This window comes from Acidithiobacillus ferrivorans, from assembly GCF_016250455.1.
GTDB lineage: Bacteria > Pseudomonadota > Gammaproteobacteria > Acidithiobacillales > Acidithiobacillaceae > Acidithiobacillus > Acidithiobacillus ferrivorans.
Window position 1 is genome coordinate 3,102,599 of record NZ_CP059488.1, and the last position, 22,365, is coordinate 3,124,963.

The 22,365-nt window shown below is 60.2% G+C and carries 20 protein-coding genes and 3 pseudogenes; 14 read left to right on the plus strand and 9 right to left on the minus strand.

The window, feature by feature from the left end:
- Positions 1-29: 29 nt before the first annotated feature.
- Genes H2515_RS15595 through H2515_RS15605 form a run of 3 tightly spaced genes read left to right on the plus strand, consistent with a single transcriptional unit; the run spans position 30 to position 2,805 of the window.
- The gene (locus H2515_RS15595; protein WP_198660577.1) at positions 30-971 is read left to right on the plus strand and encodes a magnesium transporter CorA family protein; all 942 of its coding nucleotides are present in this window, start codon (positions 30-32) and stop codon (positions 969-971) included.
- Between the two features lie 9 nt (positions 972-980).
- Positions 981-1,880 (plus strand): CorA family divalent cation transporter, encoded by a 900-nt coding sequence (locus H2515_RS15600; RefSeq protein ID WP_065414027.1) that lies wholly within the window; start codon positions 981-983, stop codon positions 1,878-1,880.
- Between the two features lie 10 nt (positions 1,881-1,890).
- The gene (locus tag H2515_RS15605) at positions 1,891-2,805 is read left to right on the plus strand and encodes a CorA family divalent cation transporter (protein ID WP_198660578.1); all 915 of its coding nucleotides are present in this window, start codon (positions 1,891-1,893) and stop codon (positions 2,803-2,805) included.
- A gap of 145 nt (positions 2,806-2,950) precedes the next feature.
- On the opposite strand, the gene H2515_RS16230 is transcribed toward H2515_RS15605, so the two are convergent.
- Positions 2,951-3,262 (minus strand): hypothetical protein, encoded by a 312-nt coding sequence (locus H2515_RS16230; protein ID WP_232821646.1) that lies wholly within the window; start codon positions 3,260-3,262, stop codon positions 2,951-2,953.
- Between H2515_RS16230 and H2515_RS16235 the strand changes: the two genes are divergently transcribed.
- Positions 3,240-3,536 carry a methyltransferase family protein gene (locus H2515_RS16235; protein ID WP_232821638.1) on the plus strand — a complete coding sequence of 99 codons (297 nt, stop codon included), beginning with the start codon at positions 3,240-3,242 and terminating at the stop codon, positions 3,534-3,536. The two genes, H2515_RS16230 and H2515_RS16235, sit on opposite strands and share 23 nt — an antisense overlap.
- Before the next feature lie 5 nt (positions 3,537-3,541).
- Here H2515_RS16235 and glcF read toward each other — a convergent pair whose 3' ends face one another.
- From glcF to H2515_RS15635, 5 genes are read right to left on the minus strand one after another with little or no spacing between them, the layout of a single operon-like run.
- A complete protein-coding gene (gene glcF, locus H2515_RS15615; RefSeq protein ID WP_065414021.1) occupies positions 3,542-4,774 on the minus strand; it encodes a glycolate oxidase subunit GlcF in 1,233 nt (410 codons plus the stop codon).
- Positions 4,775-4,783: 9 nt separating this feature from the next.
- Entirely contained in the window at positions 4,784-5,848 is a 1,065-nt protein-coding gene (gene glcE / locus H2515_RS15620) for a glycolate oxidase subunit GlcE (RefSeq protein ID WP_232821456.1), read from the minus strand.
- 1 nt (position 5,849) lies between these two features.
- Positions 5,850-7,316, minus strand: a complete 1,467-nt coding sequence (locus H2515_RS15625) for an FAD-linked oxidase C-terminal domain-containing protein (RefSeq protein WP_198660580.1) — start codon at positions 7,314-7,316, stop codon at positions 5,850-5,852.
- 8 nt (positions 7,317-7,324) lie between these two features.
- Positions 7,325-8,656 carry a four-carbon acid sugar kinase family protein gene (locus H2515_RS15630; RefSeq protein WP_198660581.1) on the minus strand — a complete coding sequence of 444 codons (1,332 nt, stop codon included), beginning with the start codon at positions 8,654-8,656 and terminating at the stop codon, positions 7,325-7,327.
- Between the two features lie 11 nt (positions 8,657-8,667).
- Positions 8,668-10,887, minus strand: a complete 2,220-nt coding sequence (locus H2515_RS15635; protein ID WP_198660582.1) for a phosphoketolase family protein — start codon at positions 10,885-10,887, stop codon at positions 8,668-8,670.
- Positions 10,888-10,984: 97 nt separating this feature from the next.
- On the opposite strand from H2515_RS15635, the gene H2515_RS15640 reads away from it, so the two are divergent.
- From H2515_RS15640 to H2515_RS15650, 3 genes are all read left to right on the plus strand, one after another.
- Complete coding sequence (locus tag H2515_RS15640; RefSeq protein ID WP_198660583.1) at positions 10,985-11,776, plus strand: IclR family transcriptional regulator; 792 nt, start codon at positions 10,985-10,987, stop codon at positions 11,774-11,776.
- 138 nt (positions 11,777-11,914) lie between these two features.
- Positions 11,915-12,175, plus strand: coding sequence for a DUF4160 domain-containing protein (locus H2515_RS15645; RefSeq protein WP_014030506.1), 261 nt, complete (start codon positions 11,915-11,917; stop codon positions 12,173-12,175).
- Between the two features lie 32 nt (positions 12,176-12,207).
- Entirely contained in the window at positions 12,208-12,462 is a 255-nt protein-coding gene (locus tag H2515_RS15650) for a DUF2442 domain-containing protein (protein WP_232821457.1), read from the plus strand.
- A 218-nt stretch (positions 12,463-12,680) separates the two neighbouring features.
- Here the strand turns inward: H2515_RS15650 and H2515_RS15655 are convergent, their stop codons facing one another.
- The 3 genes from H2515_RS15655 to H2515_RS15665 are packed head-to-tail and all read right to left on the minus strand — an operon-like array spanning position 12,681 to position 15,498.
- Entirely contained in the window at positions 12,681-14,744 is a 2,064-nt protein-coding gene (locus H2515_RS15655; protein ID WP_232821458.1) for a glycosyltransferase, read from the minus strand.
- Positions 14,745-14,747: 3 nt separating this feature from the next.
- Positions 14,748-15,236, minus strand: a complete 489-nt coding sequence (locus tag H2515_RS15660) for a GNAT family N-acetyltransferase (protein ID WP_198660584.1) — start codon at positions 15,234-15,236, stop codon at positions 14,748-14,750.
- A complete protein-coding gene (locus H2515_RS15665; RefSeq protein WP_014030510.1) occupies positions 15,229-15,498 on the minus strand; it encodes a type II toxin-antitoxin system TacA family antitoxin in 270 nt (89 codons plus the stop codon). Before H2515_RS15665 ends, H2515_RS15660 begins: the two co-directional genes overlap by 8 nt.
- 489 nt (positions 15,499-15,987) lie before the next feature.
- On the opposite strand from H2515_RS15665, the gene H2515_RS15670 reads away from it, so the two are divergent.
- The 7 genes and pseudogenes from H2515_RS15670 to H2515_RS15690 form a co-directional block, all read left to right on the plus strand.
- Entirely contained in the window at positions 15,988-17,676 is a 1,689-nt protein-coding gene (locus H2515_RS15670) for a hypothetical protein (protein ID WP_198660585.1), read from the plus strand.
- A 535-nt stretch (positions 17,677-18,211) separates the two neighbouring features.
- The gene (locus H2515_RS16600; RefSeq protein WP_198660586.1) at positions 18,212-18,445 is read left to right on the plus strand and encodes a tyrosine-type recombinase/integrase; all 234 of its coding nucleotides are present in this window, start codon (positions 18,212-18,214) and stop codon (positions 18,443-18,445) included.
- Positions 18,446-18,623: 178 nt separating this feature from the next.
- Positions 18,624-19,936, plus strand: a pseudogene (locus H2515_RS16240) (IS1634 family transposase).
- On the plus strand, positions 19,840-20,145 hold the full coding sequence (locus tag H2515_RS16245; RefSeq protein ID WP_456298310.1) for a transposase: 306 nt from the start codon (positions 19,840-19,842) through the stop codon (positions 20,143-20,145). Before H2515_RS16240 ends, H2515_RS16245 begins: the two are co-directional and overlap by 97 nt.
- A gap of 117 nt (positions 20,146-20,262) precedes the next feature.
- Positions 20,263-21,578 (plus strand): annotated as a pseudogene (locus tag H2515_RS16250) (IS1634 family transposase).
- Complete coding sequence (locus H2515_RS16255; RefSeq protein WP_456298309.1) at positions 21,482-21,967, plus strand: IS1634 family transposase; 486 nt, start codon at positions 21,482-21,484, stop codon at positions 21,965-21,967. The pseudogene H2515_RS16250 and the gene H2515_RS16255 overlap by 97 nt, the downstream one beginning before the upstream one ends.
- 65 nt (positions 21,968-22,032) lie before the next feature.
- Positions 22,033-22,260 (plus strand): annotated as a pseudogene (locus H2515_RS15690) (IS1634 family transposase); the annotation flags it as partial.
- Between the last annotated feature and the right edge of the window lie 105 nt (positions 22,261-22,365).

Below are 22,365 nucleotides of genomic sequence, written 5' to 3' on the forward strand. Positions count from 1 at the left end.
CGGGCTGACGGGCGCACGGAGGGGTCGGAATGCTGCATTGGTTTAACGAAGAGACGGATGCTGAACTGAAAGTCACCGCGGACTTCGAGTGGCCCCCGAGCGCCACCTGGATTCAGGTGGTGGCGCCGACGAGCGCAGAGCTGGATTTTGTCGCCCAGCATTTGCAGGTGCCGGATTATCTGTTTCAGGACGTTTCCGACGAGGATGAGCGCCCGCGTCTGGAGCGGGATGGCGATATCGCCCTGATCATTCTCAAGGTGCCCGCCCCCATGCAGGCCGCCGCCGAACTGCGCTTCCGTACCCTGCCCGTGGGGCTCTGGCTCCTGCCCCAGCAGATGGTAACGGCCAGTGCCCAGCCCCTCGCCCTCTGGGACGAATTGCGCGGGCAGCGCCAGCGCGGTAAGGCCCTACATGTGCGCGGGCTGCTGGCGGAGATTTTTCAGGCCATCGCCCGGGACTATCTGCGCGCCCTGCGCATTATCAATACCGAAATTGCCGCAACCGAGAAAATACTTCGCAACTCTCAGAATAACAATGAATTCTTTCGACTTCTCGCGCTCAACAAGAGTCTCATTCTCTTTTCTTCGGCACTCAAAGGGAATATCTCCGTCGCGCAGCAAACCATGCGCCTGCCGCTGCTCAAACAGGACGAGGGCGATCTGGAAGACATCGCCGACGCCCTCATCGATCTTCAGCAGGCGCGGGACATGACCGAAATTTACGCCTCCACCATTACCAATATGATGGATGCCTATGTCGGCGTGCTGCAAAACAATATCAGCAACACCCTGAAGATCATCACGGCCTGGACCGTGGTCGTGGCGGCACCGGCAACGGTGGCGAGCATCTACGGGATGAATGTACCCCTGCCCCTGCAGAATTGGACTTATGCGTGGCCGGTGCTCATGGGGGGCGGATTTGCGATATCCGGGATGCTGTTCGTGATTTTCCGCAAGAGAGACTGGATCTGAGTGCGCGCCATGGCTTGCCAGTTTTACGATAAAACCGCAGGGGCATGGATCGCCGCCGAACGCTATACGGCTGACGGGCTTTTTCTGCTGACGCCGGAGCAGGTGCAGCGGTGTCCGCAATTGGAAGCCGCGCTGCGGCACTGCGCAGAACAACGCCTTTATTGTCACCATGATGAGATAACCCTGCGCCTGCCCGTAGCACTGCTGGAAGAAGATGCGCAGTTCGGCACGGTGGCACGGATGACGCACCTGACCCTGCATCATACGCCACGGAGTCTGGCGATTCTGGGCGAGGAAATGTTGCTCCAGCCGTTGCAGCAGGACTGGCTGGGCGAGTTACGGCAAAGCGCCATGGGCGAAGTGCTGCAGCGCGTGCTGCTGAATGTCATCTATAGTCACGAGCGGGTGGCGCGGGTGCTGGTGGAACGTTTGCAAGTGCTGCGCATGGCCCTCAAAACCTCCATGGGTAACGTCGAACTGCGCCAGATTGTGGTCCTGAATCGGGACCTCGGCGAACTGGTTATCGCCCTGCGGGAAACCGGCCTCATTCTCCGCGATGCGCTGCGTGCCACACCCGGTGAATCACCGGTCTATCCGTTGCTGGACGTGGCACTGCGCGAACAGCGCCGGATAGAAGAGGGCGTCAACCTGATTCATGAGCGCTATCTGGCGGTGACCAATGCCTATAATGGCATTGTCCAGAACAATGCTCATACGGTGATGAAGGTGATGACGGTATGGCTGGCCCTGCTCATGATGCCCATCGCTTTCATCATGCCCTGGCACATGATGACGCCCCTGCCCCTTGAGCATTGGCATTATCTCTGGTTCGGATTACTCGCCTATGTCTTTGGCGTGACCTGGCTGTTCGCGCACTGGGCGCGCAAACACGGCTTCTTTTCCATGTGAGGGCAGCTCCATGATGCGCATCACCCGCGATTGTCTGCTGTCCGGGAACGCCAACCGGCGGAGCTGGATGGCGTTGGTCGCCCCCTCGGCCAACGAGCTGACGCAGGCGGCGATGACCCTGGACATCCCCGAGAGCTTTCTGCGCAAACGCCTGGAAGGCGAGGCATCGCGCCCGCTGATCAAGGAAGAGCGATTGATTTCTCTGCAATTCCAGGTACCACTACCGAAAGAGGGTGCAGCAGGACAATTCACGCTGGTACCCCTGAGTTTGTATTTCGTACCCGGCTATTTTGTCACCCTGGCCGAGCGGGAGATTCCCTTCCTGAGCCGACTGATTGATCCGCGAAAACCACGCAAACGCTGGGAACTGGTACTGCGCATCATCGCCGAAGTCACGCGCAATTATCTGCCCACAGCGCGGTCAGTGGCCCGGGAGATGGCCGTGGTGGAACGGGATCTGCGCCAGGCGCAACGGCATGACGTGGTGTATCGCGGTCTGGACATCAATGACCGCCTGCTGGCGCTGGATCTGGGCCTGCTGCAACTGGAGTACGTGGTCAGTGAAATCGGCCATTTCCTGCCCGCCGAGGACGCTGGCCTGATGGAAATCCATGAAGACACCCGCATCGAGCTGTCCCAGGTGCGGGATCAGGTGGACAGTGATCAGGCGACCATCAATGAGCTGCTGGAGTCTTATGCTTACGTAGTGCACAACAATGTGAACCACCTCTTCAAATTCATGGCGGCGCTGATTATTCTCGCGACGATTCCGCTCTTTATTCCGGGTGCCGCAGCCATGAATGTGCCGCTAGGGCCTTTTCCACACTGGCGTTATGGCTTTGCGGCGGTGACCGGCGGGCTGGTGCTGGTGGAAGTACTGACGGCGTGGGTATTTTATCGCAAGGGGTGGCTACGGCTGGATTAACGAAGATCCCCTTTCTTCCTCTGCCGCGCCATGATTCCCGCCGATCAGCCACGATAATGTCTGTGGATGCACCGTAGCTGTTCATTGCGGCAGCAATATGGCGTATGGTGGGACATGGTTAGGGTTATACCAACTGGGCAAAGAATCAAAGAAGGTGGTGAATGACAGTATCAGCGGTTTTACTATTGGTGGCGCTATCCGCATGGATATTGCTGGAGTTGTATCTGGAATATTTTTTTCGGTCACCCATACATGCGAACAAGCAAGACGCTGGATCCTCAACCATATTCAACACCGTGATCTTTGCCAGCGTCGGAAGCTGGGCTTGTATGGTGGCGGCAGAAATCCGCCAGGAGCCGCATATAGCGCTATATCTGCCGCGGATAGCTTGTTCATTGCTGATAGCGGGATTACTGTTGAGATCATATGCAATCATGACGTTAAAGAGATATTTCACCGTAGACCTGGCTATCCAGCCCGGACATCGACTGATTCGGCATGGACCGTACCGCATGGTGCGCCATCCGTCCTATACGGGAGCGCTGCTGTGTTTTTCCGGGTTGGCGCTGTCGTTTGGTTGCTTGACCACCGCGGTCATGATCATCCTTCCCGTCATTGTGGTCTACCTCTGGCGAATCGCCAAAGAAGAACACATCCTGACGAATGCCTTCGGACCCGCTTATCAAGAATACCGCTATCGCACCTACCGGCTCATTCCAGGGGTCATTTAGCGGGTTCATCTTTGCAGAGCCTCGGCACAAAGCTCCAACCAATGCCGCACCGGTGTCGCACACCCGCTCTGCAAATGCATCTGACAACCAATATTAGCCGTAGCGATACAATCCGGCTGTTCGGCCTGCAAAGCCGCCAGCTTCTGATTGCGTAACTGCCGGGACAGCACGGGCTGCAAAATGGAGTAGGTGCCCGCCGAGCCGCAGCAGAGGTGGCTGTCGCGGACGCCGGTCAGGCGGTAACCCGCCCGTTGCAGGAGCGTTTCGACCCCCCCTTGCAGGCGCTGGGCGTGTTGCAGGGAACAGGGGGCGTGGAAGGCGACGGTGCCGCGATCGGCAGCCACAAAAGGGATTTCCTCGGCGTGGTCCAGGAGCCATTCGCTGGGGTCGCGGGCCAGGGCGGCGACGCGGGCGGCTTTTTCGGCATACACCGGATCGCCTTGTAACGCCTCCCCGTATTCCTTGACCATGCTGCCGCAGCCGCTGGCGCTGACCAGAATGGCTTCGGCTCCGGCTTCAATCAGCGGCCACCAGGCGTCGATGTTGCGGCGCATGTAGTCTTGGGCTTCGGCGTGGGCGTTGAGATGCAGACTGAGCGCACCACAGCAGCCGGCGCTGGCCGGGACCTCTGCGGCAATACCGAGGGTGCCGAGTAGTTGTTCCAGCGCCACCCCTGTGGCCGGGGTCATCACGCTTTGTACGCAGCCAGCGAGGGCGATGACCCGCCGTTGCTGGGCCGCTTGCAAGGCAGTGGATCTGGCCGGCAAGGGTTTGGGCAGCGCCGGGACCTTACGCGCCCAGGCTTCCGGCAGCAGGGGTTTGCAAGCAGCGCCGAGTTGTACCAGTAGCCGGAAGCGCCCCGGGTGCGGGACGATAGCACGCAGCAGTCGGCGCTTCAGCCGCTCCACTAGCGGACGGCCCACTTCGGCCTCAATATACTCGCGACCGATTTCCGCCAGTCGCGCGTAGCGCACACCGGACGGACAGGTCGTTTCGCAGGCGCGGCAGGTGAGGCAGCGATCCAGATGGGTCAGGGTATGCCCGGTGGCCGGGGCCCCGGCGAAGAACTCCTTGATGAGGTAGATGCGGCCGCGTGGACCATCCAGTTCGTCACCGAGAAGCTGGTAGGTGGGACAGGTGGCGGTGCAGAAGCCGCAGTGGACACACGTGCGCAGAATGGCGTCGGCCTCGGCCACAGCGGGGTCGTCCTGAAAGCGGGGGGCGATCTGGGTTTGCATGGGCGAGCCTCAGAGTGCGGCGAACATGCGGCCGGGGTTGAGTAGGGTATGGGGGTCGAAGGCGGCTTTGAGCCGTTGTTGTACCGCCAGCAGTGGTGGCGCGAGGGGATGAAACACTTCGCCGCCGCGCGCGCCGCCGCGAAACAGCGTCCCGTGACCGCCGTGCTGTGCTGCCAACCGCTGCACGGCGGTGGCATCGCGGCGGCCACGCAACCAGCGCTGGCCACCGCCCCATTCGATTAGGGTCTGGCCGGGGAGGGGCAAAGGCGGTGTGGCGGGGGCGACGGCCAGGCGCCACAAGGGCGCATCCCCCTGAAAAAAGACGTGGCGCTGCTCGCGCCAGTCGTCCCAGAAGGATGCCGCCTCGGCATCAGCCAGGCGCTCACCACCGAGCCGGGCTTGTGCAGCCTGCACGGCGCTCCCTGTGCCCGAAAGACGGACATACAAATGTTCGCCATCATAAGCGGTGGCGGAGAGCGGCAAGGGCTGTCCAGCCCAGTGATTCATGCGCGGGATGGCGGCGGCGGGGGCTGCCGACTGGCGCAGGGTCAGGCTGTGAGTAGGGCGGGGCAAGACCTTGAGGGTGACCTCCAGCAGGACGCCGAGGGTGCCCAGCGCCCCCACCATCAGCCGCGACACATCATAACCGGCCACATTTTTCATGACCTGCCCGCCAAAGCGCAGAATCTCGCCTTGGCCGTTGAGGATACGCATGCCCAGCACCGCATCGCGGGCCGATCCGGCGTAAGGGCGGCGCGGACCGGAGAAGCCGCAGGCCAGCGTGCCGCCGATGGTCGCGGCGGGTCCGAAATACGGGGGTTCAAAGGGCAGCATCTGTCCGGCTTCCGCCAGTTGCGCTTCGAGTACCTGCAAGGGTGTACCCGCGCGCAAGGTGATAAAGAGTTCATTGGGCGCGTAGTCGACGATGCCCTGATGACCGCTGAGCTCGAGCAGGTCGCATTCCGGCGTTTGCCGGCCATAGAAGGCCTTGGTCCCGCCGCCGCGAATGGTGAGGGGTCGGGATCTGGCATGGGCCTCCTGCACGGTCGCCTGTAAGGCTTGGCTCTGGTCCATGTCAAAAACGCTCCAGTTCGGGGAAGGGCAACTGGCCATGATGCACATGCATGGCCCCCAGCTCGGCGCAACGATGCAGGCTGGGCACGGCCTTTCCGGGGTTGAGGCGACCTTCGGGGTCGAAGGCGTATTTGATGCGATGTAGTTGCGCCAGCTCGGCGGCATTGAACTGGACGCACATGCTATCCAGCTTCTCGACGCCGACACCGTGCTCGCCGGTGACACTGCCACCGACGGCCACACAGAGTTCGAGGATGCGCTGTCCAAAGGTTTCGGCGGCGTGCAACTGCCCTTCGGCATTGGCATCGTAGAGAATCAGGGGATGCAGGTTACCGTCGCCCGCGTGGAAGACATTGGCCACCCGCAGACCATATTCGACCGACCAGGCGGCGATCTGCTCCAGCACCTCGGCGAGACGCTGACGGGGTATCGTGCCATCCATGCAGTAGTAGTCCGGGGCCAAACGCCCCACCGCCGGGAAGGCGGCTTTGCGGCCTTTCCAGAGCAGCAGGCGGGTCGCCGCATCCTCGGCCATGCGGATGGCACTGGCGCCGTGCCGTTGGAGAATCACCTCCACTTCCTGGCGGCGCTCTTTCAGCTCTACGGCCGAACCGTCCAGCTCGCAGAGGAGAATCGCGGCCGCATCGCGGGGATAGCCGGCGTGGACGAAATCCTCGGCGGCTTCGATGGCGAGCTGATCCATCATCTCTAATCCGGCAGGGATGATCCCGGCGGCAATGATGGCGCTGACCGACTCCGCCGCCGCCACGACACTGGCGAAGGCGGCAAGCAGCACCAGCGTATGCTCCGGCACCGGCAGCAGGCGCACCGTGCATTCGGTCACCACCCCGAGCAGGCCCTCGGAACCGGTCATCAGCGCCAGCAGATCATAGCCGGGGCTGTCGGGGGCCTGACTGCCAATCTGCAGGGCTTCGCCCGCCGCCGTCAACACTTCCAGCGCCAGAATATTGTGGACGGTGAGACCGTATTTCAGGCAATGCACACCCCCGGAATTTTCCGCCACATTGCCGCCGATGCTGCAGGCGATCTGCGAAGAAGGGTCGGGGGCGTAATACAGGCCCAAGGGGCGGGCCGCATCACTGATAGCCAGATTCCGCACGCCTGGCTGGACGCGGGCGGTACGGTTTTCCAGGTCGATGGCGAGGATATCACGCAGGCGCGCCAGACTGAGGAGGACGGCGCCGCGGATCGGACGCGCGCCCCCCGATAGACCGGTACCCGCGCCACGCGGCACTACCGCCACGCCGTAGCGCTGGCAAATTCGCAGGACCGCCTGCACGCCCTCCCGGTCCGTGGGCAAGACCACACAGAGCGGCAACTCGCGCAGCACCGAGAGGCCGTCACACTCATAGGGCCGTAGCTCTTCCGCACTGCTCAACACCGCCTCCGCCGACAGCGCCGCCCGCAGTTCGGCGAGAAAAGCGGCGCTGTCAGGAGGGGCAGACATGGAACGCGTTACTCAATTGTCGTGCCGCGCAAACGCCGACGGACGAGCGCGAGGCCCTCCACATCCCCCACATTGCCGGGGAAAATCACCACCGGCAGATTGGGCGTGCGGGGATGATCAGCAGGGCAGACCACTACCGAGCAGCCCGGCAGAATCTGCCCCATGACCCGCGCCATGCGCAGGGCAAGACCGCTGCTGAGCACATCATTGGAGGTAATACCGCCCTTGCTGATGAGAAAACCGAGATCCTCCGGCAAGCCCCGCACCACGGCCATGAGGAAGGCTGACACCGCCTCCCCAAAGGCCAAGCGGGCAGCCTGATCGGCAAAACGGCGCTCACCGCGGCTGGTGTAGATGACCACGTCCAAGCCTTTGGCGTGCGCCGCTGCCGCCCGCTGCAAAATGGCTGGCAATTGCCTGGACCGCGCGTCGCCTGCGCAGGCATCCACATTCACCTCGATCGCCTCCAGACCGGGCTCCTGCAATAGGTGCTCCAGTTGCTCGGTGCTTTTGCGCACATGGGAGCCGACCACGATGGCACCCGGCTTGCCGCCGCGCACCAGTCGCGCCATAGCAGTGGCCGCGACCGGCTGCGGCGGCAAGTCCGCCAGTGCCGTCAACAGGCTGGCGGCGCTGCGGAACAGGAAGCGCTTGCCCTGTGCCGCTGCCACTCGCAAATCCCGGGCAAAAACGGCGAGATCGGCAGGTTCCACGGCATCCACCACCACACAAGCATTGTCCTTGAGCGCCAGCAGACGCGGCAGGCAGCCGGCGTGCAACTCCGCCAGCGTCAGGCGCTCCACTGCCGCCGCCGGAATCCGCCCCTGGGTCTTCTCCTCCACATAATCCGGCAAATAGCTGTGCTGGAAGGCGAACACCGAATCCTGGGCAAACTCCGTCTCGTGGGCGGGCGTTTCAACCCCGTTCTGGCGTACGTAATGCACGCTGTCGCGGGTGATGCGCCCGCCCTCAAAAAAAGCGGGGACCAGGAAGTGGGCGTCAAAAGGCCCCAGTTCCGCGGCCATGACGTCGGTTTCCACCGGATAATGGCCGCGCAAGGTGGAGTCGGAACGGCTCACGAGAATAGGCTGTAGCGCCTGCCCCGTCGCCGCCAAGCGGTCCAGCGCCACCCGCAGATTCTGGCAGATGTCGCGGGTCACCGCCGCCGCCTGCGCGGCCGCCATGCCCCGGGTGTTGCTGAGGACAAAAAAGAGCGGGGCCGGATCGCGCAGGGCGATGCCCAGCGTTTCCACATCCCAACGGGTCAGCAGCAGGCACGAATGCACCGTTTGCGAACCTGTGGGGTCGTCGTCAATGACGATGATCTTGCTGTCGGTCATCCGCGTCGTCCCTAAGCGGCGTTAAAGCCGTGGATTTTACCGACGATGGTCTCGGCGGTAATCCCGTTGAAGGCCATCAACTCACCCGGCGTCGCAGTGGTCTCACCCCGCAACCAGGCCAGCACATCGCGCTGTGTCGCCCGGCTGCGCAGCAGCACCGGCTCCAGCGCCCCGGAGGTGCCGCCGCTGATGCCCAGCAGCCAGTCCCCGGCAAAGAGGGCGTGGAAATCCGCGTCGCGCATGAAGCCGCTATCGGCTTCGGAAACGGTATGCGCGGCCACATCCACCGGACGATACAACTGACGGGGGTTAATCACGGAAACGATCCGCACCCGGTAACCCTCTGTCTCCAGCACATCCCTGGCCGCAAAAACCGGCAGCAGGACCATATCGCCGGTCACCGCCAGGGTCACGGTGCCGCGCTGCCCGGCACCCGTATCATGCAAGAGCGCCGCCCCCTTACGCACCGCCGCGCGGGCCTGTGCCATGGTCAGGCGCACCGGCAGGGGGCTCTTGGAAGCCACAATCACCATCGACTTGTTGACGCTGTTCACCGCGTACTCGTAGGCCGCCTGGATGGTATTGGCATCGGTGGGATAGAGCAGGAATACGTTGCCGTTGCGCATCTGCGCGGCAAAGTAATTCTCGATCTCCGGACGCTGATGGGTCCAACCGTTGCGGCCCTGCTCCAGCGCACCGGCGGTGAACATGCAAACGGTGGACGGGGTCTTGCGGCGCAGCTCGGCCATGGCCTGGGCCACCGTCTGCATGATGGGCCAGCCGTTAATGGCGAAGGACTCATAAGACAGCCACAGGGAACGGCTACCGAAGAGCGCCAGACCCGCCGCCAGACCCGCACAGGCGTCTTCGTTCAAGGGCTCATAGACCTGCCCGCCGGGCTGCTGGTTGTACAGCGGATCCACGGTGGGGTGGCGGATTTTCAGGGCATCGTTGATGTTCTTCATGGCCGAGGCTTCATTGCCGTCGGCATTGGTCACCACGAAGCGCGGGTCCTGCTGCCCCAGCCAGGCCACCAGCGCGCCCATGGCGGTGGCGGGCACGGCCTGCTCGCCGACATTGAAATCCTGCATGGGGAAGTCACCCAGCGGGGCAATGTCCAGCACCTGCTCGGTCACCGCCGTTTTCGCGGCAGGACCACCACCGGCCCGCGCGAAGTTCTCCCGCACCAGCGCCCAGGCTTCCGGACTGAGGGCACGTTGCTCCAGCGCCGTCTTGATCTCCGGCGATTCCGGGGTGTCCTTGGGATAGAGATTATGGGACTTGGCACCCGAAACATGCATGCCCGCACCCTTCAACTGCTTGAGGATGAAGGCGGTGTGACGGCCACTCAGGGCGTTGTCCGCCGCCCTGGCCACACCGGTCAGCACCGCCTCCATGAAGGCCAGACGCTGGCCGAAGGAGAAGCGCGCGGAGTCGACATAGGCCCCTTCCTGACCGGCATCGTCGAAGTCCCTGGCATCCACGAGGATGACTTCGTCGAAGTCATGGGCGCGCCAGTAGGCGATCATCTCGTCATTCGTCATCAGGGAGACCATGGAGTGATGCTCCTGACTGAAGCCGTTCCAGACCAGCACCGGCAGGTAATTGGTGACCTGCGGGTAGGCAAAGTGGAAGTGCTTCATGGCGCTCAGCACGTACGGCTCGCCGAAACCGCCATCGCCGATGGTCACCGGGAAGAGGGTGCCGGGATGCAGCAACGCGCCCGCCATCGCAAAGTGCTGTCCCTGCCCCAATGGGCCCGCCGGCGCCAGCAGGCCGGGGATGGCACCGGAGAGGTGGCCAAGCAGACCATGCTGCTCGCGGAAGCGCGCCATCATGTCATTCATGTCGCGGATGCCCATATCCTCCAGCGAGCTGTCGAGGAACATGGCGCTGTAGAAACCGGGGGCGTGGTGGCCCACTTCGGTGACGATGTTGGTATGACCGAGCATCACCAGCGCCGCATAAGCCTCAACGCTGGAGGCAAAGCCGCCGGGATGGCCGGAGGATTTGGCGGCGCAGACCTGCAAGGTGCAGTAGCGCAGGGCGTCGGCCATGAGCAGGGTCTGGTAGACGGCTGCTTTGGCCGCCGGATGCGGGATCGCTTTGTGGCCAGCGGCGATGGCGGCACTGCGGCCGTACTCCGCAAAATCTGGCCACGATTCACCAAAGTGGAACATACCCGCGCAAAAGGCGGGAGCGTTAGCGGGCAAGGTGCTTGGGGCGGTCATGGCGTGATGATCCTGTGACAAAAAAAGATTGCACCCACTGTAAGCAAGACCGTATGATTCCGCAATAGGGTATCGTTTCCACCATGCGGAATATTCCATGTCAGACTCTGCCAGCGACAGAAGCTCCTCCATCCAGGTCATCGACCGCCTGCGCGCCCTGCTGGACGCCCTCGCGGCGGAGGGCGGCAATGCCACCCTCAAGATACTCGCCGCCGTAACCGGACTGGCGCCCTCCACCGCCTTCCGCATTCTCGCTTCGGCACAGGACAACACATTGATCACCCGGGACGCCGTCGGCCATTACCGCTTTGGCCCCCACCTGCAAGACTGGGCGCAGCTCGCCCCCGGTCGCAGCGACCTGCGCGCCATCGCCCGGCCCATCATGGCCTGGCTGCGCGATCAGGTGCAGGAGACGGTGAACCTCACCATTCAGCAGGACGACGAAGTCGTCTATGTGGAGCGCGCCACCCCGTCGCGGATGATGCGGGTAGAGCAAGTGATCGGCAGTCGCGCGCCCCTGCACACCACAGCCGTCGGCAAGCTGATGCTGGCGCTGAATGGTGAGGCGGCGGTCGAGCGCTATGCCATCCGCACCCACTTACCGGCGCTCACCATACACACCCTGCATGACATCCCGACACTCTGGAAGGACGCCCGCACGGCTCTGGAGCGCGGCTATGCGCTGGATAATGAAGAGGCGGAAATCGGCGTCGGCTGCCTTGGGGTACTGCTCCGTGGGCCACTGCCCTGGAATGCCGGACTGAGCATCTCCGCACCCATTGAGCGCCGTCAGGAAAGCTGGGTACCGCTGTTGCAGGAGGCCGCACGGCGGATAGATACGCGCTTGCAGGGACAGACGGTAACGGTGGATGTGGGGGCGTTAAGTTAAGGCGCTACGCAGCTATCAAGATAAATCAGCTCCATTCTTCGCGTTCGCGCTGGTGTCACTGTGACATCCTGGGGGTAGCTTGATGGTCAAAAAGCCGCGATGATGTGTAATCGACGGTGGCCATGATGGATTTTTTGCATGCCTACCATTAGCATGTTTTACGGTGTCTTGATTCAGATGTTCTGGCAGGATCATGCACCGCCACACTTTCATGCCCTGTACGGGGAATATGAGGTGCTCATAAACATCCGTACGCTGGAGGTTATCCAGGGCGATATGCCCAGACGAGCGCTGGCGTTGGTGTTGGAATGGGCACAGGAGCATCGGACTGAACTCATGGAGAATTGGGAGCTATGCACACACAACCAGTCACTCAAAAAAATTCATCCGCTACCTTAGTACCGCCCATCGACCCGAAAGCACCATGGCGCGTGGCTTCCGTGCGCGCGCTCGACGGATACCGACTATATGTCCGCTTTGTGGACGGTACAGAGGGCGAGGTCTGGATGGATGCCCTGATTCATAGCCCAGGTGCGGGCGTTTTTGGATGCCTCTCAGAGCTCAAGGTGTTCAGCGCCGTGGGCTTGGAACTTGGGGTGGTGACGTGGCCAGAGGAAATAGACCTGGCACCAGACGCTATGTATGACGCCATTAAAGCGCATGGAAAGTGGGTATTGGGTGGCTGACGTTATCTTTTTGTCGCATGTGAGCGCCGTGAGTGTGGGGAACGAACCCAGCAAAATCAGGCCATCCGCCCCTGGCTGAGCGGTCCTCGACAACCTACTTTTGAACGACCCATTCAATTTGACGAAGAGCCTTTTTCAGCCAGACAACCAGCTTAAACTTCCATCTCAAATATGGGGACCACTATAACCTTGGGCCTGGTCTGCATTTTAAGAGTGAGTTAACGCCCAACCACCTCCCGCATCACCGCCAGCACCTGCGCCGCCGCCGCCTCCCAGGTATAGAGCGCCGCCCGCGCCGGCCCTGCCGCCGCCAGCCGGGCGCGCAAGACCTCATCCTCCGCCAGCCGCCGCATTGCCGCAGTGATGGACCGCACATCCAGCGGGTCGCAGTACAGCGCCGCATCACCGCAGGCCTCCGGCATGGCGGTCACGTCGGCCACCAGCACCGGGCAGCCCGAGGCCATGGCCTCGATGGGCGGCAGACCAAAGCCCTCGTAAAGGGATGGGTAAACCAGCGCCAGGGCGCGGCGATAGAGCGCCGGCAGCAGCTCGTCGCGCAGGTAGCCCAGCATCCGCACCTCGCCACGCTCCAGCATTTCCGCCAGGACCGCGGCGAAATTACTCTCCTGCCAGCCCATCTGCCCCACCAGCACCAGCGGGTGCGCCCCACGGATGGCCGCCGGCAAGGCCGTGTAGGCCGCCAGCAAGCCCGCCAGATTCTTGCGCGGCTCCAGGGTAGAGAGAAAAAGGAAAAATCGCCGATCATCCCCCAGCAAAACGCCGTCCAGGGCCACCTCCACCTCCGCCGCCGGAGCCATGGCAAAACGCTCACTGATACCGGGATAAACCACATGCGTCCGGCCCGCCGCCTCCGGGAAGTAATGCAACAATTCTGCTTCCGTAAAACAGGAATCCGTGAGCACCGCCCGCGCATGCGCCAGGGCCGGTCGCAAATGTCTGTTCAAAAAGGCCACGCGGGCCGGCGGGTGGACCTCCGGATAGCGGATATGGGAGAGATCATGCACCACCAGGACAGACGGCGCCTTGCCGGGCGCCAGGACAAAGTTGGGCCCCAGGATGAGATCCGGTCGCCAACGCCTTTCCAGACGCGCGAGTTGCCGTTCCTGCAAAACACACTGTAGCTCCCGACCCAGGGGAATATGCTTGCGCCACTGCAGCAACTGGGGAATGCGCAGACCCGCTGGCCGCGGTGGCTCCTGCGCCCAAGACCGGGCGGTAAAGTAGGCCAGAGTCGCCCCCCCATCGGCCACCAGTTGCTGACAAAGCGCCACGCTATAATGCCCGATCCCGGCCAGTCGCCCCGACAGCGTATTGGCATCCACCGCCACCCGTAGCGGCCCCAAACCCGGCGCTCCCACGGCCATGAATGGCGACATCGAAAGGTCGTAGGGCCGGTCCCACAGCGCGGAAACGATCGCCCGCACATTGCGCCACTTACCCCAGAGCAGGCGCCGCGCAATGCGCCCCAACGCCCCCAGAATCATCGCCAGGCGCGGCCTGGGGGCGTAGCGCCGCAAAAACTGGCGGGAAGAGGCGGTGACATAATAATCCTTGAGGGGGTTGGCATGCCCGAGGCTGGACGAGCGCTGATGCCAGATCACCGCATCCCCGGCCACCGCCAGCTTCCAGCCCTGCGCGCGCAGGCGAAAGCACAGATCCGTATCCTCCCAATACATAAAAAAGGTATCGTCATCAAAGAGACCCGTGCGCTCCAGCGCCTCGCGGTGCAGGAGTATGCTGGCCGCCGTCAGATAATCGAGACGCCGTGCCGCCACCGGCCGACGATGATGCCGTGCCACCCCCGCCCAGCGCCAAACCCGCCCCCCACCCCAGGTCTGCACCCGCTTCGGTCGCTCCAGGTCATAAATCACCGAGCCCACCGCCGCGACCTCCCCATCCCGCGCCATCACCCGCAACATCGCCTGCAGGGCATCGGGATGGGGCACCGCATCATTATTGAGCAGCCACACAAACTCGGCGCCGCGCTCCAGGGCCAGGCGGATCCCAATATTGCAGCCGCCGCCAAAGCCCAGATTCTCCCCCGTTTCCACCAGCTCCACCGCAAGACCCCAGCGGGCGATGCCCGAGCGCAACCGTTGCAGATCCGCAGGTTCTGAGTCGTTGTCCACCACCATCACCCGCGCCAGCTCCCCACGCAATAGGGTCAATGCGCGCAGGCAGCGGAGGGTGTCGGCGGCGCTGTTCCAGTTGAGCAGAATGATGTACACCGCAGCCTGATCCAAGCCGTTCCTCTCAGTCATGTATCAGTTCGCGCCAAGCGGTAGGTACAGGATCATCGGGTTACCCTGGCAGGGTGTAAATCCATAATGCGCATAGAACGCCTTGGCTTCCTCCCCCTGCGCATCGACCACAAGCGCATACGCGGTCACCTGCTTGCGGGCCTCTAAACAGCGTGCAACGACACATCCCATGAGGATTCGCCCCAGTCCAAGACCATGATGCGTCGAATGTACAGCCAAACGTCCCAAACGAAAGCAAGGCACCGGATAACGCGGCAATTTTTGCTGTGTACGCGCATCCATTTGAGCCGCATCGATTTGAGCGGCGCTTAAACTGTAATAGCCCAGGATGGCTTTTGGCAGGTCCGTGTCGACCAGCACGCGCACCACGGCAATGCCCTTTTTGCTTTGTTGAACGGCGAAGCGATGAAGGTATTCGTCCAACTCGCCAACGCCAGAGGTGAAGGCTGGGCGGTTATGGCGCTGTGGATCGAGGCATTGCTCTTCAAGCACGCCGAACCTTGCGCGCGAGATCAATCGCGTTTTGCAACGCGGCATTGGGCGTGAATGCTCCATCAAGCGCCATCGTGAATGCCTGAAAATCCTGATCTGACATCGTGATGCGGGACTCCCGATCTAGCAGTGCACGGGCCTTTTCTTTCGCTGCCGTGCGTACGAATGCGGCCATCGTGGTGCCCACTAAGGCCGCAGCGCGGGAGACAACTTCCTTTTCCTCTGCATCCATTTTTAAATCGAATCGGGCAACAGCAGACATACTTCACCTCCTGGAATACGGCAAATCTCCGTATACGGTAATATGCCGTATAAATAATGAGCAAGCAAGGGTCATCCGCGCGACGCACTGCGGCCCGCATTGTTCGAGCGGGGGCCTTATTGTATCCCTCGTTTCTAGTTGAGCAGGATGATGTACAACCGCAGCCTGATCCAAACCGTTCCTCTCAGTAGACGCCGAGCCCGGCAACAGGTACATCTCTACCAGACGGAGGGATCTTCTCGCCCATATCGATCAGTCCGCGTAAAGCAGAGATCGAGAGTGATCATTCAAATATCCCTGCAATTGGGGAGTTTCATTCAATGATATGCAACTTATTTGAGCCGCAGCCCAGCATAATGAGAGCATTGGAACCTTGCATCTCTATCCACCTTCGACTAATAAACCCCACAGCACATGTAGTTACGACAACCAATATGATTAGTGTTCAGGCCACCTGAAAACAAAAAATCTGATCAAATAGAGGAAGGCATGGGAACACGCTGGGGGTTGTTTGCGGTACTTTCTGTTGCGGCACTCATCAGTAGCTTGGGAACGGCGTTTCAGACGCTTCCGTTGAATCCCGACATGGCGGAGATGGCGCTGATCTATCAAGGCATCGTCCACCACGGCTGGCGTTTCCCGTTCACTTGGCGCTTCACCCAAGACAACCAGATCCTGAGCCTGCTGCCTTTTGCGCTGATCTTCTATGCCTTGGCCGGGGTTTCCGGGGCATCCATTATCTTCCAAGGATGGCTTATTTTTGTTGTGAATGCCCTGTTAACGGGCCTGCTCGTTAAAGTGGCCACCAAATCTTGGCGCTGGGCGGGACTGGCATGGCTGCTCGCTTTATTGGCCAGTCCTCTGGCCATAGGGCAGCCCGCCATCCTGGCCTATCCGGTTACCCACAACAGCGTATGGGCATTTGGATTACTCGGTGCCATTGGCCTGATCCGATATTTTACTGACCGCCCAGGATGGGCGCTTCCGCTGTTGTTGATATGCGTGGGCGTGGGCACGATCTCTGATCCCTGGTTCGATGCCGCATTCACAGCACCTGTCTTACTGCTCGCGTGGAAGTCTCCCAAGTGGTTCCAAACGGACAAGGCAACGCGTCGCGCGTTAATCAAAGCTGTAATTATTACCTACATCTCTGGCCGCATCGCTTACTTCGGGCTCGAACTTTTGCACATAGTTCCTGGACGTGGCATAGGTTTCGCCTCCCTATCGGCCATCTCGCATCATCTGGTGCTGCTAGCCAAAAGCACGGGGATACTCTTGCAGCTTTACCCATTCCCAAGCGGCGAGCTGGCATGGATGCTTTGGGGCGTTTACCTCGTTGGCTTGTGTGGTGCAGTAACCCTTTCATTTCAAGCGAGGCAACAGATCAGCCCAGCCGTAAAGGTGTTGCTGGCATTTTCTGGGTTATCCATAGGCATCATTGCAACGGCTTTTGTGCTGACAAACTTTGCCAATGGTATCTGGGCGTCACGCTTCTTGGTCAATGTCTTTTATTTGGCCATCGTGGCACTGGTTACATTTGGTGCCGTTCGCTGGTTTGCAGGCAGCAATCTCACAAAATTACTGCTGTTAATCACCTTGATCGGATATATCATATTCGGATTTACCTCTATAGATCATGCCGGTTGGCGCTACACCTCCAACTGGGCCGGTACTCATTCCCTAGCCAAGTGGTTTGTCACACATAATCTCTACAATGGATATGGACAATATTTTGAGGCTGGCGCGCCACTCCTTGGTATTGCCTCCAACGAAGGGATTACGGCAAGGCCGTTGAGCTGCAATATGGGATACCTTATCCCGCGCCTATCCAGCGGGGACGATCACTTTTGGTTCGGTGCTGCGGCACTACCAAGCAGTCAGGAACCACAGTTTGTGGTGTTTGATCAGGCTGATTCTAAATGGGGAAGATGCACTATTAAGAGTTTCGGTAATCCGAACATGAAATTCAAGCACGGCGCGTTGGCAATTTGGGTATATCGTCACAATTTATCACGGCAATTGATAATGGCGCAGGATGACTTCAAACACAAATGGTTATTAATGAACATTGCGAACAATAGGAAGGCTATTACCAAGGTCGGAACCACTCTCGGCATCAGTTCTGGATGGGCGCAAAACGCGTACACTTGGCTACTAAAGCATGGTCTCGCAACCTAGTAGATTACAGAAAAACTTAATGTATAATCCGCACGGTAATAAATCACGAACCCCTTGGAAAAAAAGTCGGGTTGGCGCCACTTTTCACTAAATTTAAAGCAATAACATTGTGCCATTTATACTATGCAGTCCTATAATTCTATACTGCATTAGATATCTTGGTATTCGGCTTACACCAAGTTTTTACGGGATGAACAATCACTGCATGGGATACGCCGTCTAGTTAGCAGTTACGTCGGGCCGCTCAAAGAAACAATTTTTAGGATATTGAATACATACAGTTCCTAAGCGACAGTTTCACCGGGAATCAGCCTCCTATCCATTTTTTTAGCGCGTTGGGCTAGTTGCCGTAGCACCCGTTCACGGTAGCGCTCCTCTGTAGTAGTCTTGCACCTGATCGGTATATTCCTCGCCCTTCGTGAGCATCAGTAGATCAAACGTGCCAGTTGTGTGCAACTGCGGCCCCGTGAGGAGGTTCAAGCCTTGCTCGCGGCACCGGATACGGCCACTTGAGTGTGGTCGCCGTGATCGGATCATGTTCGTATTGCTCTACAACACGGGCGCCTGGGTTTCCGAAATGATTGGCATCCGAGTGGCCGATGTCACGCTCGGGGCCACTTCCTCGCTGCGCCTGCATGGCAAGGGCCGCAAGCAACGCACCGTACCCCTGTGGAAGGAAACAGCAGCTGAAATCCGTGGCTGGGTGAAGTATATACTGACTTGCGCCCCGAGCACCCCCTCGTGCCCACCTGTAGCGGAATGCCCATGACACGCACGAACGTGGCCGCCCGAGTTCGACAGTTCATCGGCAAAAATCGCCGATTTCGTAATGCTGCCCCAGCATTCATAGGGGTTTCAGCGCCTATTTTCTAAAACTTCTGTGGTGGCACGTTTTATCACTTAGGCTCTTTTGTTGACATGCCTATGAACGCTGATAAAGTGGCGGCATGCATGTGAAGATCACCACCTCCGGCAGCCGCCGCTATGTCCAGCTTGTCGAGTCCTACCGGGATGATGCCGGAAAGGTCAAAAAGCGTACCGTCGCCACACTTGGGCGGCTGGATCAGGTCGACAGTCAGTTGAATGCCGTGATTCAGGGCCTGATGAAGGTCAGCGGCCAGGTACCCACCCCGACGCCAATGATTTCTCCACCATCCATCGCTTTTGAAGCAGCGCGTGCTTTTGGCGATGTCTGGGCCTTGACCGAACTCTGGAAGGAGCTGGGGTTCAGCGCCCTACGTCAGGTGTTCCGCAAGACCCGCCATACGACCGATGTGGAAGCGCTGATCCGGGTGATGGTCCTCAACCGGCTCTGCGATCCCGAATCGAAACTGGGCGTACTGCGCTGGGTGGAAACCGTCGCCTTGCCGGATGTCACCGTGACAGCGATTACCCACCAGCAACTCCTGCGCAGCATGGATGCCCTGATGGAGCAACAGAGTGCCGTAGATGCTGTGGTAGCCGGACTGTTGCGCCCCCTGATCGATCAGGACCTGTCCGTGGTCTTCTATGACCTCACCACGATCCGCAGTGAAGGCCTGGTCACGGTTCCCCAGGACGTCCGTCAATTCGGGATGGCCAAGGAAGGTCTGATCGCTCGCCAGTTCATGCTGGGGTCGTGCAGACTGCAGAAGGTTTGCCGATCTACCATGAGGTCTTCGATGGCAACACCGCTGAGACCAAAACGCTGCTGCCGACCCTGGGCAAAGTGCTGGAGCGCTTTCCGACAGTGCGGCGCCTGGTGCTCATCGCGGATCGCGGGTTGTTGAGTCTGGACAATCTGGAGGCGTTGCAGGCGATCCGGCTGGCCAACGGGCAGTCGCTGGAGTTTATCCTGGCCGTACCGGGGCGGCGGTACCATGAATTTACCGATCTGCTGGATAGTTTCCAGCGGGAGTCGTGCAACACTGCCACTGAAGAAGTCATCGGTGAGCGCACCTGGAACGACCTGCGGCTGGTTATCGCCCATGATCCCATGACGGCGGCGGACCAGACCGCCAAGCGGAATGCGCGGATCGAAGCGCTGATTACTCAGGGCGACCAGTGGGCCGGCAAACTGGATGATCAGGACGACGGCAAAAGCATCGGGGACGCAAACTCTCCGACAGCGGTGCCAAGGCACGCTTCTACCATGCCGTCTGCGAGGCGCATTTATCGCGCATCATCCAAGTCGATATGGCCGCACAGCAGTTTAGCTACGACATCGACAAAAGCGCACGCACCCTGGCGGAAAAGATGGATGGCAAGCTCCTGCTCGTGAGCAATGTGCAGGACCTGTCACCGGCGGAGGTCGTGGCCCGCTATAAGTCTCTCGCCGATATCGAGCGGGGCTTCAAAGTGCTCAAATCCGAGCTGGAAATCGGCCCGGTCTACCACCGCCTGCCCGACAGGATACGGGCGCACGCAGCGATCTGCTTCATGGCGCTCCCGAGTTCGACAGTTCATCGGCAAAAATCGTCAATTTCGTAACATCGCCCCAGCATTCATAGGGGTTTCAGCGCCTATTTTCTAAAACTTCTGTGGTGGCACGTTTTATCACTTAGGCTCTTTTGTTGACATGCCTATGAACGCTGATAAAGTGGCGGCATGCATGTGAAGATCACCACCTCCGGCAGCCGCCGCTATGTCCAGCTTGTCGAGTCCTACCGGGATGATGCCGGAAAGGTCAAAAAGCGTACCGTCGCCACACTTGGGCGGCTGGATCAGGTCGACAGTCAGTTGAATGCCGTGATTCAGGGCCTGATGAAGGTCAGCGGCCAGGTGCCCACCCCGGCGCCAACGATTTCTTCTCCACCATCCATCGCTTTTGAAACAGCGCGTGCTTTTGGCGATGTCTGGGCCTTGACCGAACTCTGGAAGGAGCTGGGGTTCAGCGCCCTACGTCAGGTGTTCCGCAAGACCCGCCATACGACCGATGTGGAAGCGCTGATCCGGGTGATGGTCCTCAACCGGCTCTGCGATCCCGAATCGAAACTGGGCGTACTGCGCTGGGTGGAAACCGTCGCCTTGCCGGATGTCACCGTGACAACGATTACCCACCAGCAACTCCTGCGCAGCATGGATGCCCTGATGGAGCAACAGAGTGCCGTAGATGCTGTGGTAGCCGGACTGTTGCGCCCCCTGATCGATCAGGACCTGTCCGTGGTCTTCTATGACCTCACCACGATCCGCAGTGAAGGCCTGGTCACGGTTCCCCAGGACGTCCGTCAATTCGGGATGGCCAAGGAAGGTCTGATCGCTCGCCAGTTCATGCTGGGGTCGTGCAGACTGCAGAAGGTTTGCCGATCTACCATGAGGTCTTCGATGGCAACACCGCTGAGACCAAAACGCTGCTGCCGACCCTGGGCAAAGTGCTGGAGCGCTTTCCGACAGTGCGGCGCCTGGTGCTCATCGCGGATCGCGGGTTGTTGAGTCTGGACAATCTGGAGGCGTTGCAGGCGATCCGGCTGGCCAACGGGCAGTCGCTGGAGTTTATCCTGGCCGTACCGGGGCGGCGGTACCATGAATTTACCGATCTGCTGGATAGTTTCCAGCGGGAGTCGTGCAACACTGCCACTGAAGAAGTCATCGGTGAGCGCACCTGGAACGACCTGCGGCTGGTTATCGCCCATGATCCCATGACGGCGGCGGACCAGACCGCCAAGCGGAATGCGCGGATCGAAGCGCTGATTACTCAGGGCGACCAGTGGGCCGGCAAACTGGATGATCAGGACGACGGCAAAAGCATCGGGGACGCAAACTCTCCGACAGCGGTGCCAAGGCACGCTTCTACCATGCCGTCTGCGAGGCGCATTTATCGCGCATCATCCAAGTCGATATGGCCGCACAGCAGTTTAGCTACGACATCGACAAAAGCGCACGCACCCTGGCGGAAAAGATGGATGGCAAGCTCCTGCTCGTGAGCAATGTGCAGGACCTGTCACCGGCGGAGGTCGTGGCCCGCTATAAGTCTCTCGCCGATATCGAGCGGGGCTTCAAAGTGCTCAAATCCGAGCTGGAAATCGGCCCGGTCTACCACCGCCTGCCCGACAGGATACGGGCGCACGCAGCGATCTGCTTCATGGCGCTGATTCTGCATCGGGTCATGCGCAGTCGTTTACGTGCGAGTCACACCGGGCTGACGCCGGAACGAGCCTTGGAGCAACTCCACCGCATTCAGCATCACCGAGTTCGTCTCAATGGCGCCCCACCCGTATCCGGGGTGTCTTCCATCCAGGAATGTCAAAGCGAGGTTCTGCATGCCCTCCGGGTAAAAAAACCAGCCGCGTCTCAGCAATTGACGCTGTTGTAGTGGAGCGTTTTGAAATCGCTATTTTCAATATCAAGGAGTTGCGAGATTAACTGTCGAACTCGGGGGCGCTGATTCTGCATCGGGTCATGCGCAGTCGTTTACGTGCGAGTCACACCGGGCTGACGCCGGAACGAGCCTTGGAGCAACTCCACCGCATTCAGCATCACCGAGTTCGTCTCAATGGCGCCCCACCCGTATCCGGGGTGTCTTCCATCCAGGAATGTCAAAGCGAGGTTCTGCATGCCCTCCGGGTAAAAAAACCAGCCGCGTCTCAGCAATTGACGCTGTTGTAGTGGAGCGTTTTGAAATCGTTATAAGCAATATCAATGAGTTGCGAGATTAACTGTCGAACTCGGGGGGCATGGGCCTTACACTTCAAGGCCACTAGCAGCGGTGCC

Bases quoted from the DNA above. Each gene is read 5' to 3' on its own strand.
- H2515_RS15600 (WP_065414027.1), top strand. From the start codon at position 981: ATGGCTTGCCAGTTTTACGATAAAACCGCAGGGGCATGGATCGCCGCC.
- H2515_RS15625 (WP_198660580.1), bottom strand. From the start codon at position 7,316: ATGTCTGCCCCTCCTGACAGCGCCGCTTTTCTCGCCGAACTGCGGGCG.
- H2515_RS15670 (WP_198660585.1), top strand. From the start codon at position 15,988: ATGGGAACACGCTGGGGGTTGTTTGCGGTACTTTCTGTTGCGGCACTC.
- glcF (WP_065414021.1), bottom strand. From the start codon at position 4,774: ATGCAAACCCAGATCGCCCCCCGCTTTCAGGACGACCCCGCTGTGGCC.
- H2515_RS15640 (WP_198660583.1), top strand. From the start codon at position 10,985: ATGTCAGACTCTGCCAGCGACAGAAGCTCCTCCATCCAGGTCATCGAC.
- glcE (WP_232821456.1), bottom strand. From the start codon at position 5,848: ATGGACCAGAGCCAAGCCTTACAGGCGACCGTGCAGGAGGCCCATGCC.
- H2515_RS15635 (WP_198660582.1), bottom strand. From the start codon at position 10,887: ATGACCGCCCCAAGCACCTTGCCCGCTAACGCTCCCGCCTTTTGCGCG.
- H2515_RS15665 (WP_014030510.1), bottom strand. From the start codon at position 15,498: ATGTCTGCTGTTGCCCGATTCGATTTAAAAATGGATGCAGAGGAAAAG.
- H2515_RS15605 (WP_198660578.1), top strand. From the start codon at position 1,891: ATGATGCGCATCACCCGCGATTGTCTGCTGTCCGGGAACGCCAACCGG.
- H2515_RS15655 (WP_232821458.1), bottom strand. From the start codon at position 14,744: ATGACTGAGAGGAACGGCTTGGATCAGGCTGCGGTGTACATCATTCTG.
- H2515_RS15645 (WP_014030506.1), top strand. From the start codon at position 11,915: ATGCCTACCATTAGCATGTTTTACGGTGTCTTGATTCAGATGTTCTGG.
- H2515_RS16235 (WP_232821638.1), top strand. From the start codon at position 3,240: ATGACGTTAAAGAGATATTTCACCGTAGACCTGGCTATCCAGCCCGGA.
- H2515_RS16600 (WP_198660586.1), top strand. From the start codon at position 18,212: ATGTTCGTATTGCTCTACAACACGGGCGCCTGGGTTTCCGAAATGATT.
- H2515_RS15595 (WP_198660577.1), top strand. From the start codon at position 30: ATGCTGCATTGGTTTAACGAAGAGACGGATGCTGAACTGAAAGTCACC.
- H2515_RS15630 (WP_198660581.1), bottom strand. From the start codon at position 8,656: ATGACCGACAGCAAGATCATCGTCATTGACGACGACCCCACAGGTTCG.